This window comes from Bacillus sp. Root131 (assembly GCF_001429475.1).
Lineage (GTDB): Bacteria > Bacillota > Bacilli > Bacillales > Bacillaceae_G > Bacillus_A > Bacillus_A thuringiensis_S.
In genome coordinates, this window is record NZ_LMJQ01000034.1 from 238375 (window position 1) to 251088 (window position 12714).

Genomic DNA, 12714 nt, shown 5'->3' on the forward strand with positions numbered 1-12714 from the left:
AGCAATGAGCGTAAGCTCATTGCTTTTTTGTTTAACTTGCTTTATCCAAATCTCTTTTAAAACGTGGTTTCTCTAAATAAGTTCCCAGTCTCCACACATATTCCACTGGACCCATCCGGTATTTCTGGAGCCAATAGGTGCTAACGAATAATTGAATCGTATAAATTCCGATGGTTAAAAGAATACCGAAGAAATAACCGATTTTACCGTATAGGCCAAATCCATATGCGTAAAAAATAGTTGTTGCAATAATAGATTGTGCTAAGTAATTACTAACGGACATTTTTCCCATGTTCGCCATGTATGTTAGTAGACGAGATGCTTTTTTGTAATGGAATAATAAAATAATCGTACTTCCGTAAAAGAAGGTCATAGTTACTGGTGTAAGGCCATCTTGTAACATAATTAAAATCGGATGCTTTACGAACATAGCTAAGATTTTAATTGTAAAAGAGAAGGGACCGGTGACAAACCATATTTTTTTGACAGCAGGTATATGTTTATTGATCTCAAATAGCCAGCCTTTTTTACCTACATACATTCCAAGAAAGAAAAGTGGAGACATAAAAATTATTGCGAAAATTGATATGAAAACTAATCCAGATACACCGTTAATTCCTATGTAATCAAAAGGATTTTCAGTCAATCTAAAGTTGACGTGATCCATATAGCCTCCGGTTTGATGGACTTTATGTTCTTTTTCAGTATAAGGTGCGAAATCATTTATATTTGTAGATGGATCAGTTTGATAGGACATAAGTGTAATAAGTGCGAGTAGAATAATCGCCCAAATGAGCAAAGTTTTCGGTTTTCGATTGATGAACATCATTAAGAAAATCCCGATAACTCCGTATGCAAATAAAATATCTCCCTCCCAAACAAAAGTGCCGTGAATGTAGCCAAGTAGTAAAAGAATGATAATACGTCTTATGTATGTAGGGAAGAATTTTTTTCCTTTTGCGATAATACTTTTTTGTAACAAAATAATGCTAAGCCCAAATAGAAAAGAAAATAGGGATATAAAATTGTGTGTGCCGAAAAATTGAATAAACCAATTAGCGCCTTTATCAAGATTGCCGAATAGATAAGTGGGTTTTTCACTGGTGAAGAACCCAAATTGAATTAATGTCATATTGACTAGTAAAATGCCAAACAAAGCGAAACCACGAATTGCATCGACAGCTTCTACACGTTGATTCATTTTTTCTCTCCTCGTATATTGTTTTTATATTGAAAATAATACCATTTTATAGCTGGCGCTATGTCAAATATGAGGAAATTTAAGGTGATTTTAAGATAGAGAGCAAATAAAAAATCACCTTAATACATGTATTAAGGTGATTGAAATATTACTCAGCTGGAGGTGTAAATGTACGTTTCTCTAATTCAGCATCTAGCATAAATAGTGCGTTTGAATCACTTGTAATACGTTTTAGTTTTTGGATGATGCTATCAAATGAAGCTTCTTCTTCTACTTGTTCGTCAACGAACCATTTTAAGAATGTAATTGTTGCATGTTCACGCTCATCCCAAGCGATATCAGATAAGTTGTAAATACGTTTCGTTACTTCACGCTCGTGCTCAAGTGCGACTTCAAAAGCGTTTAATACAGATTCGTATTCGTTATTCGGATTATCAAATCCAGTAATAATAGCGCGCTCTCCGCGGTCATTAATATAGTTGTAAAGCTTCATTGCGTGGAAACGTTCTTCTTCAGCTTGTACAAGGAAAAAGTTAGCGAATCCATCATAGCTCTCAGCTGTACAGTAAGCAGCCATTGCCATATAAGCATGGGCAGAGTAAAATTCAAAGTTCATTTGTTCATTTAATGCGTCGTGCAATTTTTTTGATAACATAAAATCCCCCTTAGTATTGTGACAAGAATATTATACCATAATTGATAATGTTCTCATTTAGATACTTCGAACCTTTTCGAAAGCTTTGTGACGTGTGCGTCCATAATGTCTTGTAAGTCTAAATCATATTTTTGCGAAAGAATAATAAGGTTAGATAGTACATCGCCAAGTTCTTCTTTTAGTTCTTGTTTTAGCTCTTCTTCTGTTTTCGCATCTTCATCAGGGCGATCGCGGCCGATTTCAATAGCACGAACGACTCGTGAAACTTCCCCAACTTCCTCGTTTAAGAAATTTAAGCGAATAAAGGCATTATACTGTGACCAGCTTCGTTTTTCGTAAAATTCCTCAACCCATCTTTGAAATGCAACGATATCCATTTCTTCCTCACCTCCTCAATATGTTGTACAATGTTCATTGTAACATAACAATATATAGTATCGGGGTGTAGGTATGAGAAAGATTTGTGTGTTTGCAGGTTCTAATTTAGGGGAGAGACCAGAATTCAAAGAGCAGGCAATTCAGTTAGGTAAAATGTTTGTTGAGAACGACTATGAGCTCGTATACGGTGGTTCATGTGTCGGATTAATGGGAGAAGTAGCAAACGAAGTTCTTCGTTTAGGTGGACGTGTGACAGGGGTTATGCCGCGCGGTCTATTTCGAGGAGAAATTGTACATACAGGATTAACAGAATTAATTGAAGTAGAGACAATGCATGAACGTAAAGCGAAAATGGCAGAGCTTGCGGATGCTTTTATTGCGCTTCCAGGCGGATACGGAACGTTTGAAGAACTATTTGAAGTTGTATGTTGGTCACAAATTGGTATACATAATAAGCCAGTTGGTTTATTAAACATAAAAGGTTTTTACGGACCAATTTTGCAAATGGTTGAACGTTCAGCTGAAGAAGGATTTATGAATCCATCAAATAAAGAATTGATCGTTTCAGCTGAGACGGCAGATAAACTAATTCATGCAATCCAAAATTATGAGCGTCCTGTTTTGGGAACGAAGTGGAAGCAACTATCATAGCAAATACGGAAACACATGTCGTTTTAATTTAAGATGGCATGTGTTTTTAATTTGGTTAAATATGTTAATGTTTAGATGTAATGTTTTGGGGAAAGGAGAAATAGATGGAGGAGTTCGTATATTTACGTCCGGTTTTTAAAAGTATTTTAGCAGCATCTATTCTTGTTATGCTAATTGTTTTGAGACAGAAGAAAGAGTTGATTAATGAATTTTCGCTTTGGTTTATCTCGGTATTGTGTATCGGTGTTTCCGCGATAACGTTGTTTATGTCCGGATTTATCGTTGATGAGTATAATCTAGGTGGAGATCCACAATCGTTTTGTATGTTTATTGCGATTGGTTGTATTAGTGGTCTGAATTTCATTATTTATTACAGAAGGCAATAAAAGAGGCATTCCATATTACTTTGGAATGCCTTTATCATTTTGATTGCTTTGTTTTTTATACAGGTACCAGCCCCCCCAGCCGCCACCAATTGCTACGACAACGAGGAAAGCATAGTCCTTAACCTCGACACGTATATTGAAAATATTAGCTATAAGTAAGAGAATCCCAACTGTTATTAACGCAAAAAACGCTCTAATTAAGTAGTCTTTCAACTGAACCACTCCCGTCATTTAAGTAGTAAATGATGAATTTGGAAAAGCCTTTTGGATCTATGATACTAAAGGGTGTTTCCTATATTTTAACATAAAAAGGATTGTAATATAGTGATAAAAGTGGGGGCGAATTGTGTGTTAATACTGTCGTGATTTGTCGGTAAATTGATATCCCTTGTCGAATCGTTGATATATTGAGGGTAATGATCGATATAATGAAAAAATCGTTGATATATTAAGGGTAATGATCGATATATTTGAAAAATCGTTGATATAATTTCGTGTACCGTTAAGTGCAACCATTACAGAAAAAAGCGACTCTGAGCGAGCCGCTTCTGCTTTTAATGATATCCAGCTCCAGCGGCTAGAACAGTCGGTTGTTTCACTCCTTCATTCGAGGCAAAAAGCGCCTCACAGGAAGGCGCTCCAATGCCCTCTTGTTCTGAGCAAGTCACCTCCGCTTTAAAGTCTATTATTGATTCAAGAACGCGCGTAGCATCCAAGTGTGTTTTTCTAGTTGTGTGTAGATGCCTAGTAGTAGGTCAGATGTCATTTCGTCGTCAGAGTCTTGAGCGATTTCCATGCCTTTTTTCAGTTCGACTAGCATCATTTCGTAGTCTTTCATAATTGCTTCGACCATCCCTTCTGCAGTTTCTCCGTATGCTGCTTCTTGAATAGAAGATAGTTCTAAGTATTCTTTCATTGTTGCTACTGGTTTGCCGCCAATTGCTAAAATGCGTTCTGCAATTTCATCGATGTGAGTAGCTGATTCTGTGTAAAGTTCTTCGAATTTCTCGTGTAATGTGAAGAATTGAGGCCCTTTTACGTACCAATGGAAGTTGTGAAGTTTTGTGAATAAAACGCTCCAGTCTGCTACTTGTTTGTTTAATACCTCGATTACTTGTTTGTTCATTATAATCAATCTCCTTTTGAGTTGTTATGTTATATCAATTACTAATTTATAATTATTATAATCTAGTAATTGATATAAAACAACCCTTTTGCTGAAATTAATTTGAACAAATTATGAACTGTTGTAAATAAAAATCCCTATTACGGTGAGGTAATAGGGATTTTGTTTGATATATAGCTCTTGTTCTAAATGAGCCGCTTGTGCTTTTAATGATATCCAGCTCCGGTGACTAGAATCTCCGGTCATTTCGCTCTCTCGCTCGAAGCAAAAAGCGCTTCAAGGTCGAGAGCTCCAATGTCCTGCGATTCTGAATGAGCCGAATCCGCTTTTAATCATTACACAGCCTTCTGTTTTTCTTCTACATCCTGTCCATCCCAGCACTCTGTATTCTGTAAACCAGGGATAGAGCTTGCAACGAAAACTGGATCTTTTCCTTGTTTCTTTTGCTTCAAATAGTCTACTAATGCAGCGTAAGCAAATTTGCTAAGGAATGAGATGGCAATTAAGTTTGTGAATACCATTAGTCCCATGAATAAATCAGCTAAACTCCAAACTGTTTTAAGAGCAGCGATTGATCCGAAGAATACCATTCCGACAACTGCAACACGATAAATCATTAACCATGTTTTGCTTTCTTTAATGAATGCAATATTTGTTTCACCATAATAGTAGTTTCCTAGTAGAGAACTGAAAGCGAATAGGAAAATAATAATCGCTAAGAAAGTGCTTGCCCACGGTCCGATTTGTGAACTTAAAGCGTTTTGTGTTAATTCGATACCTTCTAAATTTGATCCTTTGTAAAGTCCAGAACATAATACGATAAATGCTGTTGATGTACATACTAAGAATGTATCTACGAAAACACCTAATGCTTGAACAAGTCCTTGTTTTACAGGGTGAGATACATCTGATGTTGCTGCTGCGTTAGGAGAGCTACCCATACCTGCTTCTGTCGCGAATAAACCGCGCTGAATTCCGAACTTGATTGCTGCTCCAATACCACCAGCGATGGCTTGGTCTAAACCGAATGCACCGTTAAAGATTTCCATGAAAATGCTTGGTAACATATTGAAGTTGTTAATAACGACAAAAATAGCCACGCCGATATAAACGATTGCCATTGGCGGAACAATCATTTCTGTAATACGTGAAATGCTCTTAATACCACCAAAAATAATGACTGCAACTAATAAGGCTAATAGAGCTCCTACGATTGTTCGCTCTAGTCCAAAAGCATTTTCAAACGCTATTGTTACTGTATTCGCTTGTACTGAATTGAAAATTAATCCGTACGCAACTGTAATAAGAAGTGAGAACCAAACACCCATCCAGCGTTTGTTTAATCCTTTTTCCATGTAATATGCCGGCCCACCACGGAACCTGCTACCATCTTTTACTTTATAAATTTGAGCGAGCGTACATTCTACGAAACTAGTAGCTGCTCCGATAATTGCGATAAACCACATCCAAAATATTGCGCCAGGTCCACCCATTGAAATTGCTAGTGCTACACCGGCTAAGTTCCCGATACCGATACGTGCTGCTGCACTTAAGCAAAATGCTTGGAATGGAGAGATGCTATCTTTCTTTTTTTCTTTTCGATTAAACCCTTTACTAATTAAGCTGACCATCTCACTGAAATGAGTAATTTGGACAAATTTTAATTTAAAAGAGAAGTAAAGACCGAAGCCGATTAGCATTGCAATAAGAATATATGACCATAAAATATTATTCGTTACCTCAAGGAATCTGCTAAAGATATCAACCATATAATACACTTCCTTTTTTTCGTAATAAGAAAATTATATGCAAAAAATATACGAGAATCAATTTTTCTAAAAAATTATGTTACTTAAATCAATTTTGTGTTATGATTATGTTACATCKTAATATTTTTAGAATTATTTACATTTTAAAAAACTAAATTTAAAGCGAGAAAGTGGGGATAATTTGAAAGAAGATTCTTTATTGAAAGTAAGCCTTGAGAGTTTGAAAATGAGAAGTAATATGTTTTTTATCATTACATCTTTAAGTATCTTTTTAGGGGCAACTTATTATTACAATAAAAGATTTCCAAATCACAAATATCCTGAGTGGTTAGAATTTCTAAAGTTGATTGGATGAATAAAAGACAGAAAAACAGAAAATTAAAATAAATAAGTTATGGAGGAGCTAAAAATGAATATTAGAGAAAGTGAACTTCCGGGTATTGGTTATAAGTTTCAAATCGTTACGAAAGGTAACGAAAAGATGGTAATTGTCATTCATGATGATGGGCGTAGAGAAATGTATCATTTTGATTCAGACCATGAAGAAAGCATCTCAAGTATTTCACTACGTGACTCAGAGGCAAGGCAAATCGCAGCAATATTAGGTGGAATGGTATATAAGCCTAGGGCGTTAGAAAATGTTGAGATGGTTTTTGAAGGTTTAGCGATTGAGTGGTTCAAAGTGGAGAATACAGCTCCAGCAATCGGAAAAACAATTGGCGATCTTGAAATAAGAAAAACATATAGCGTAACGATAATCGCAGTTATGAAGAAGAACATGAAGAAGCTATTTAATCCAGGGCCAGAAACAGTAATTGAAGAAGGAGATATGCTTGTAGTTTCAGGTGAGAGAGAAGAAATTAAAAAAATCATTAATGAATTACTTTCAAATAGGGGGGACTGACTAGATGGATACGTTAATTTTTGAAGTTGGTACAGCTTTAGTTTTAGTGGCAATTGCAGCGGTAATTGCTGGAAAATTTAAATTCTCAGTAATTCCTTTTCTAATTGTTCTCGGAATGTTAGTAGGACCGCATGCACCGACAATAGGTGTTATCGATCTCAAATTTATTGAAAGTGCAAGTGTAATTTCCTTCCTTGGACGGATTGGGGTTCTATTCCTTCTATTCTATCTAGGATTAGAATTTTCAATGAAAAAACTAATTAAATCTGGACGCTCTATTGCGATTGGCGGAACGATTTATATTTTAATTAACTTTTCACTTGGTTTGTTATACGGATTTATAATGGGATTCCCATTACTAGAAATCTTAATTATTGCGGGTATTATTACGATTTCTTCTAGCGCTATCGTTGCTAAAGTGTTAGTGGACTTAAGAAGAACTGGTAATAATGAAACCGAATTAATTTTAGGAATTATTATGTTTGAAGATATATTCCTTGCTGTATATTTATCAGTTGTTTCTGGTTTAGTACTAGGGGATCACGCTTCCTTCTTAGGCGCCCTTACTTCAATTGGAATTGCTTTAGGATATATGCTTCTATTCTTTATAGTAGCTAGAAAGGCTACGCCGTTATTAAATAAATTGCTCAATATTAGCTCAGATGAAATCTTTATTATTGTAGTATTTGCTTCGTTATTCTTCATTGCTGGTTTTTCAGAAACAATTCACGTTGCAGAAGCGATTGGGGCACTTCTTCTAGGATTAGTTTTCTCTGAGACAGAGCATAGTGATCGAATTGAACATCTTGTTGTTCCATTTAGAGACTTTTTCGGAGCTATTTTCTTCTTCAGCTTCGGGTTAAGTATTGATCCGTTCTCATTAGGAGGAGCGATATGGTTAACGTTAGGTGCTGTCCTTCTTACAATAATCGGCAACTTTGTAGCAGGAATGATTGCAGGAAGACAAGCAGGGTTATCTCATAAAGCATCAACAAATATCGGATTAACAATCGTTTCACGAGGAGAGTTCTCCATCATTATGGCTAATATCGGTATCGCCGGTGGTTTAATGTCAGTACTGAAACCCTTCTCAGCACTATACGTGCTTATACTATCCATTTTAGGCCCACTTCTGACAAAAGAGTCGAAGAATGTATATAAATTCTTAAATAAAATCTTTAAGTGGGATACGAAGACTAACTAAATTACAAAAATAAAAGTACAAGATATTTCCTGCTTGTACTTTTATTTTTGTAATGAAAACAGTAAAGAGAGGTAAATGATGTTAGGAGAGTTGATTCATTCGGTTTTAGTTTTTTTAGAAGGACTTGGTTATTGGGGAATTATGCTTGGATTAATGCTAGAGGTTATTCCAAGTGAAATCGTATTGTCTTATGCAGGTTATTTAGTATCAACAGGAAGCATTACATTTTGGGGCGCTGTCGCGTTTGGTACAATTGGTGGTGTAATTGCACAACTATTCATTTATTGGATCGGTCGATACGGAGGAAGACCTGTTCTTGAGCGATATGGAAAATATATTTTAATTCAGAAGAAACATATTGATTATGCTGAAGATTGGTTTAATCGTTACGGAACTGGCGTTATCTTTACCGCACGTTTTATTCCGGTTGTGCGTCATGCTATTTCGATACCGGCGGGTATTGCAAAAATGTCACATGCTAAGTTTATTACGCTAACTACATTAGCTGTTATTCCGTGGTCAATTGTGTTTGTATATTTAGGGTTTAAATTAGGAACAGAGTGGGAAAGCATTAATAAAGTTGCGGGGCCATATGTGAAATACTTTGCACTTGCTGCTATTGTTTGTGCAATTGGTTATTTTGTATTAAAAAAAGTGATGAAAAAAAAGTGATTACGGAAAAGGAATCTATGTCGACATAGGTTCTTTTTTTATTGGCATTTTTTCAAGGATGAAAGAATACGTTTAATATTTACCATATTGTGGCATACATATAGAAAAAGGGTGCTTGGAAAGGGGAATAAAGAGAAATGGAACTCCAGTTTCAAAATGTATATCAACAGGTAGAGAATTGGTATGTGTTGGATTCGGAGCTTCATTGGGATGTCAAAAAGCTGAGAGAGGATTTGTTCTCTCTTATTGAAGCATGTAAAACGCCCGTTATTTTTTGTGATACGTGTGATGCAAACGATGTGCTTCTATCATTAGGGGAAGAGGAAGAAGAATTCCTATTCCCAGTAGGTGGTTTTTATCATAAAGAAAGACAATTAATTTTTGTTTGTATGTGGGAAGAGTATGAGCAGGTGCTCAAAACACTACTGCATGAGTTTCGTCATGCGATGCAGCATAAGAGAGAAGTATTGTATGTTGGAAGTGAAGTGTACGAAGATAGATGGATTGAAAAAGATGCGAGGAAGTTCGCGGAGAGGAAATTGGATGAATATAAGAATAGAAAGTTAATGTAAAGCATAGTGGAGAAATAGCGCTGTGCTTTCTTTATACTTATTAAAAATAAGTATTTGACTTTTATAAAGTTTAGTTCTAAACTAATGATATGAAACGAGCGAGGTGATGAAATGAAAACAGAAGATAGACTCGGATTACTATTATGGTTTCGTTTATCACGCTTTTATAATAAGAGTATTCGTGAGACGAATCAGCATTTGAAAGAATGGAATGTATCTGCCGCTCAGTTTGATGTACTAGCTCAAGTTGGAGGGCATAATCGTCTAACGCAGCAAGAGCTTGGAAATAAGCTATTTGTTACGAAGGGAAATATCACGCAGCTTTTAAATAAAATGGAGCAGCTAGAGTGGATTCGTCGTGAACAAGAAGGTACTACAAAATATATTTCGTTAACAGAAAAGGGAAAAGTTTTATATGAAGAAATCGTCCCGCCTCAAGAAACATTCCAAGCGGAGCAGTTTCAAAAATTAAATGTAGAAGAACAACATCAATTATTACAATTACTAAAAAAATTACAGTGAGAAAAAATTTTAAAATAAATCTCGAATTCGATATAGTATGAGGTGAAGGATATGTTTAGAAAAGTTGATCATAAAAATATGGGCAGAGCAAATCATGGTTGGTTAAATACACATTTTCATTTTTCTTTTGCCAATTACTATAATCCAAATAACATGAACTTCGGAGCGTTACGTGTTATTAATGATGATCTAGTAGCGGCACAAACTGGTTTTGATATGCATCCGCATCGTGATATGGAAATCATTTCGTACGTTGTAGATGGTGCTTTAACACATGAGGATAGCATGGGGAACCGCGGAACAATTGAGCGAGGACATGTTCAATATATGAGTGCTGGCACAGGTGTATTTCATAGCGAGCATAATTTAGGAAATGAAACACTACGTTTATTACAAATTTGGATTTTACCAGATCGTGCGGATCATAAACCAAACTATGGTGAGTTTAAATTTGATTGGAGCGAGCGTGAAAACGAATGGTTCCATATGGTATCTCCAGTAGAAGGAGAGGCACCAATTCAAATTCACCAAGATGCAAATTTATATTCTTTATCGTTAGATGCCGGAAAAGAAATTCATTTTCCTGTGCGAGAAGGCCGTCAATTGTATCTTGTTCAAATTGAAGGAAGCAGTGTAATAAATGGTGAAACGTTTGTTATGCGTGATGCAGCAGAATCTGTAGAAGAAGATACTCACATTCAAGCGAAAGAGCAATCACACTATTTAGCAATTGAATTGAAAAAACAATAAAAGGCTTGTAGAAAAGAGGACATCTGATAGGATGTCCTCTTTTTTGATTGGAATTATCTGAAAAATGTTTCTCAAATTTTCGGTAGAGGTATCGGCTGTAAAAATCAGAATTTTATAAAAGTGTCAAAAATCTTTATGGGAATGGGGAATGTTATAGTGAAAAAGCAAGTCATTTCATCAGCATTAGCGTTAACTGTTATCGCCGGGGGATTTGGAGCGTTTGGGGCAACGACAACGAAAGCGGAAGAACAAAAAATTCAATATCATCAAGAATTTAAAACACCTGCATACATAGGTGAAGAATGGAAAGCACCGGAAGGACTAGATAAAAAAGAGACGGTCTTTCAATACTTAGAGAGTAAGAAAGATATGTTTAAATTAGCAGGAAATATTGAAAAGCATTTTAATATCGTTGGAGAAGAAAAAGACGCTGAATCTGACACGACACATGTGAAGCTAGTTGAGAAACATAATAACATTCCTGTGTACGGTTCTGATCAAACTGTTACACTTGATAAAGAGAATAATGTAAAAGCATTCTTCGGACAAGTTATTCCGAATTTAGATGATAAAAATATCCCTGCATCTGCAAGCATTAGTGCGGAACAAGCAGAAACAATTGCAAAGGCAGATATTGAGAAAGAAATTGGTAAAGTAAAGAATTATGATGGTGTGAAAAAAGATTTATTTGTATATGAAAAGGACGGTAATTACTACCTTGCATACTTAGTTAAGGCATCGATTTCAAAACCAGCTCCAGGGTATTGGCATTATTTTGTTGATGCAACAAATGGAAATGTTATTGAGAAATATAATGCTGTAGATCACGTTACAGGGTTTGGCTACGGAGTATTAGGTGCTAGACAATCATTTGAAATTGCCCAAGATGAAAAAACGGGAGTATTCAACTTATTTGACGGTAAACGAGGACAAGGTATTCACACATTTGATGCAGAAAATATGGATGAAAACTTGTTTAATTTATTCTCACAATGGCTTGGATATACAGGCGAAGAAGTTGAAAGTAAATCTAAGTTCTTCGAAGATAAAGCTGCAGTTGATGCGCATGTAAATGCAGGAAAAGTATATGATTACTACAAAAAAACATTTAATCGTAACTCTTTCGATGATAAAGGTGCGAAGCTTATTTCAACTGTTCACGTAGGGGAGAGCTGGAATAACGCAGCTTGGAACGGTGTGCAAATGATGTATGGTGATGGCGATGGAAAAACATTCATTCCATTATCTGCTGGACTTGATGTTATCGGTCACGAATTAACGCATGCTGTAACTGAACATACAGCAAACCTTGTTTATAAAAATGAGTCAGGGGCGTTAAATGAATCGTTATCCGATATTATGGGTGTTATGGTTGAGAAGAAGAGCTGGGATTTAGGTGCTGACATTTATACACCTGGTAAACCAGGCGATGCACTTCGTTCACTAAAAGATCCAGCGTCTATTCCAAACCCATTAAAACCAGGTGAAGGTTACCCAGATCACTATAGTAAACGTTATACTGGAACAGCTGATAATGGTGGCGTTCATATTAACAGTAGTATTAATAATAAAGCTGCTTATTTAGTATCTGAAGGCGGAGATCATTACGACGTGAAAGTAGCTGGAGTGGGCCGTGAAGCGACAGAAAAAATTTACTACCGCGCTCTTACGAAATATTTAACTGCAAACTCTGACTTCAAAATGATGCGTCAAGCTGCTCTTCAATCAGCCGAAGATTTATACGGTAAAGATTCTAAAGCTGTACAAGCTGTAACGAAAGCTTATGATGCAGTAGGCGTAAAATAATAGGAAAAAAACCTGACTAGATGAAGTGAACCCCGAAAACGGGACACCAATCAAAACACCTAAACCACTTGTTCCCTAAATTCTTTAGGGGATAGGTGGTTTAATTTTTCTTGAATTC

The 12714-nt window shown here is 35.9% G+C and carries 15 protein-coding genes; 9 read left to right on the plus strand and 6 right to left on the minus strand.

Annotated elements, in window-relative coordinates; genetic code table 11:
• Positions 1-31 precede the first annotated feature (31 nt).
• The 3 genes from ASE54_RS28090 to ASE54_RS28100 form a co-directional block, all read right to left on the minus strand.
• Entirely contained in the window at positions 32-1201 is a 1170-nt protein-coding gene (locus ASE54_RS28090; RefSeq protein ID WP_001076362.1) for a DUF418 domain-containing protein, read from the minus strand.
• Positions 1202-1349: 148 nt separating this feature from the next.
• On the minus strand, positions 1350-1856 hold the full coding sequence (locus ASE54_RS28095) for a ferritin (RefSeq protein ID WP_000949403.1): 507 nt from the start codon (positions 1854-1856) through the stop codon (positions 1350-1352).
• Positions 1857-1909: 53 nt separating this feature from the next.
• A complete protein-coding gene (locus ASE54_RS28100) occupies positions 1910-2233 on the minus strand; it encodes a MazG-like family protein (protein WP_000355741.1) in 324 nt (107 codons plus the stop codon).
• 88 nt (positions 2234-2321) lie between these two features.
• Here ASE54_RS28100 and ASE54_RS28105 point away from each other — a divergent pair, with 88 nt between their 5' ends.
• On the plus strand, positions 2322-2885 hold the full coding sequence (locus tag ASE54_RS28105; protein ID WP_000457350.1) for a TIGR00730 family Rossman fold protein: 564 nt from the start codon (positions 2322-2324) through the stop codon (positions 2883-2885).
• A gap of 104 nt (positions 2886-2989) precedes the next feature.
• Positions 2990-3271: a hypothetical protein gene (locus ASE54_RS28110; protein WP_000390910.1), complete on the plus strand. Its 282-nt coding sequence runs from the start codon at positions 2990-2992 to the stop codon at positions 3269-3271.
• A gap of 15 nt (positions 3272-3286) precedes the next feature.
• On the opposite strand, the gene ASE54_RS28115 is transcribed toward ASE54_RS28110, so the two are convergent.
• The 3 genes from ASE54_RS28115 to ASE54_RS28125 all read right to left on the minus strand — a co-directional run bounded on the left by ASE54_RS28115 (position 3287) and on the right by ASE54_RS28125 (position 6166).
• Positions 3287-3484, minus strand: a complete 198-nt coding sequence (locus ASE54_RS28115) for a hypothetical protein (protein ID WP_000656312.1) — start codon at positions 3482-3484, stop codon at positions 3287-3289.
• A 472-nt stretch (positions 3485-3956) separates the two neighbouring features.
• Positions 3957-4397 carry a Dps family protein gene (locus tag ASE54_RS28120; protein ID WP_001041896.1) on the minus strand — a complete coding sequence of 147 codons (441 nt, stop codon included), beginning with the start codon at positions 4395-4397 and terminating at the stop codon, positions 3957-3959.
• A 335-nt stretch (positions 4398-4732) separates the two neighbouring features.
• Entirely contained in the window at positions 4733-6166 is a 1434-nt protein-coding gene (locus ASE54_RS28125; RefSeq protein WP_000227587.1) for an alanine/glycine:cation symporter family protein, read from the minus strand.
• A gap of 409 nt (positions 6167-6575) precedes the next feature.
• Between ASE54_RS28125 and ASE54_RS28130 the strand changes: the two genes are divergently transcribed.
• The 7 genes from ASE54_RS28130 (at position 6576) to nprB (ending at position 12596) form a co-directional block, all read left to right on the plus strand.
• Positions 6576-7070, plus strand: coding sequence for a cation:proton antiporter regulatory subunit (locus ASE54_RS28130; RefSeq protein ID WP_001026075.1), 495 nt, complete (start codon positions 6576-6578; stop codon positions 7068-7070).
• Positions 7071-7074: 4 nt separating this feature from the next.
• Positions 7075-8274, plus strand: a complete 1200-nt coding sequence (locus ASE54_RS28135; RefSeq protein WP_000380223.1) for a cation:proton antiporter — start codon at positions 7075-7077, stop codon at positions 8272-8274.
• Between the two features lie 78 nt (positions 8275-8352).
• Complete coding sequence (locus ASE54_RS28140) at positions 8353-8946, plus strand: DedA family protein (protein WP_000900216.1); 594 nt, start codon at positions 8353-8355, stop codon at positions 8944-8946.
• 137 nt (positions 8947-9083) lie between these two features.
• Positions 9084-9518, plus strand: coding sequence for a DUF3920 family protein (locus tag ASE54_RS28145; RefSeq protein ID WP_000422792.1), 435 nt, complete (start codon positions 9084-9086; stop codon positions 9516-9518).
• 111 nt (positions 9519-9629) lie between these two features.
• A complete protein-coding gene (locus ASE54_RS28150) occupies positions 9630-10040 on the plus strand; it encodes a MarR family transcriptional regulator (RefSeq protein ID WP_000845462.1) in 411 nt (136 codons plus the stop codon).
• A gap of 51 nt (positions 10041-10091) precedes the next feature.
• Positions 10092-10790 carry a pirin family protein gene (locus ASE54_RS28155; protein WP_000488932.1) on the plus strand — a complete coding sequence of 233 codons (699 nt, stop codon included), beginning with the start codon at positions 10092-10094 and terminating at the stop codon, positions 10788-10790.
• A gap of 156 nt (positions 10791-10946) precedes the next feature.
• Entirely contained in the window at positions 10947-12596 is a 1650-nt protein-coding gene (gene nprB / locus ASE54_RS28160; protein ID WP_000745125.1) for a neutral protease NprB, read from the plus strand.
• Positions 12597-12714: the final 118 nt, after the last annotated feature.